Origin of the sequence: Acutalibacter sp. LFL-21, assembly GCF_025630755.1 — a bacterium.
GTDB lineage: Bacteria > Bacillota > Clostridia > Oscillospirales > Acutalibacteraceae > Acutalibacter > Acutalibacter stercoravium.
Genome location: NZ_JAOTNT010000029.1, coordinates 1 through 1,802 on the forward strand (window position 1 = coordinate 1; position 1,802 = coordinate 1,802).

A 1,802-nucleotide genomic window follows, 5' to 3' on the forward strand; every position below is an offset into this window, starting at 1 on the left:
AACTATATCGGCAGATTTGAGAACGAAGTGACACAGCTTGCAGAGCCTACGGAGCAGGAAGTCCGGCAAATGCGGGAGGAAATCGAAGAAGCCAAAAAGGAAAAGAGCCGCGCCTACCACCGGCAGTATTCAAGGGAGTACCGGGCGCGAAACCTTGAAAAGCAGCGGGAGTATGACCGTATCAAGGCGCGGGAATACCGGGCAAGGAGAAAGGCGCAGACCGCCGCCGCACAGCCCGCACAGTAAAACAGAATAACCGACAACCAAGAGGGATTTTCCGGCTACGGGAAGTCCCTCTTTCGCGCCCGGAGAAAGGAGCCGCCTATGGCAGAACAGACTCCCGACAGTATCATCACGACGCAGAGGAACGGGCAGACAATTGTTGCGGAGCTATTTTTCAATCACAGCAGCACAGAAACATTCCGCGACAAGCTGCTGAAAACGATACTTGCCGACAGCCTGCGTTTATCCGCGTCTGACGGTCAAGAGCCGGAAAAAACAGAAATCTTGCGATAACAGCCGCCCCGACGAACCATCCCCCGTCCGGGCGGTTTTTATCGTCAAAAACGCCGTTTTCTCCAAGTCAAGAGCCGGAGAAAACACCCGAAAAATGTCCCTATTGCGTAACAGGGGCGAAATGCAAGGAGGTAATCAGAGCGCATGAAAACAGGGCTTACGAAACAGGAAAAGACCACCAATATTTGGTTTGACGAGAAAGACCCGCTAATCCATATCCGCACCCACAACACCGACTTAAAGAAGCGGCTTGCCGCCTACGCCGGACAGTACCCCGACCACTGCCGCCAGACCGACGCAGACCCCGAAACGGGCTGCATGGAGTTTGAGATTGCAAAGGGACGTTTCTCTTTCCGTCTGACCGCACCATACAGCGAAGAACGGCGGGAAGCGGCGCGGCGGTACGCCAGAGATAATAATGCCGCTGGTAGGTTGAAATGAGTTGATTTGTTCACAGGTTTGTGGTATACTTTTTCTCAAAGAAAGCGACAAAGTCAGAGGGTACAGGTGAGTAAATATGGAATCAAACAATGACGCAATCTTTTCAATAGTTGATATTGAATCGTGGGAAAGAAAGGAATACTTTCTTCACTACTACAATGATGTTCGCTGTACTTACAGCGTTACCGTCAATGTAGACATAACGGAAATATACAGCCACGTCAAAGACCGCAACCTCAGATTATATCCGACATTGATATGGTGGATAGCAAATGCCGTAAATCATTTTGAGTTTCTGCGTTTCAATCGTGATGGAGATGGTAATATTGGATATTATGATAAGGTAAATCCCTCTTTTACCTTTATGCCGTTCAATAGCGACAAGTTCCATGTGTTATGGTGTAAATATAATCAGAGTTTTCCTGCTTTTTATAACCGTTGTGTTGAAATTATGGATACCTGTAATACAAGTAAAATGTTCTCGACGGAAGATATGCCAAATAATTGTTTTGATATATCCTCAATTCCGTGGATAGAGTTTACATCGTTCAATCTCAATATATTTACGACAGGCACACACTTACCGCCCATATTTACCACAGGCAAACTGATAAGGGAAAATGATAAGGTAACAATTCCTTTTTGTCTGCAAGTCCATCATTCAATTTGTGATGGCTACCATGTAGGACAATTCCTTACCTACTTACAAAACCTTGCAAGTGAAGTGGATAAATGGATTTATTAAGGTGTTTTCCTTACAAATTATGTTATGAAGAAATAGGTAACTTCCTATTTACCAAGTAGCACACAGTAAAACTAAATACCCCCCACAAGGGACAGCCGAG

At 46.0% G+C, this 1,802-nt stretch carries 3 protein-coding genes and 1 pseudogene; all 4 read left to right on the forward strand.

Translation table 11 applies throughout. From position 1 onward, the window contains the following. Positions 1 to 246 (forward strand): annotated as a pseudogene (locus tag ODJ80_RS13960) (recombinase); the annotation flags it as partial. Between the two features lie 78 nt (positions 247 to 324). Next, on the forward strand, positions 325 to 516 hold the full coding sequence (locus ODJ80_RS13965; RefSeq protein WP_117508083.1) for a transposon-encoded TnpW family protein: 192 nt from the start codon (positions 325 to 327) through the stop codon (positions 514 to 516). Positions 517 to 660: 144 nt separating this feature from the next. Then, a complete protein-coding gene (locus ODJ80_RS13970) occupies positions 661 to 957 on the forward strand; it encodes a hypothetical protein (RefSeq protein ID WP_117508081.1) in 297 nt (98 codons plus the stop codon). A gap of 76 nt (positions 958 to 1,033) precedes the next feature. Then, the gene (locus ODJ80_RS13975) at positions 1,034 to 1,702 is read left to right on the forward strand and encodes a CatA-like O-acetyltransferase (RefSeq protein WP_117508079.1); all 669 of its coding nucleotides are present in this window, start codon (positions 1,034 to 1,036) and stop codon (positions 1,700 to 1,702) included. The last annotated feature ends 100 nt before the right edge of the window (positions 1,703 to 1,802 follow it).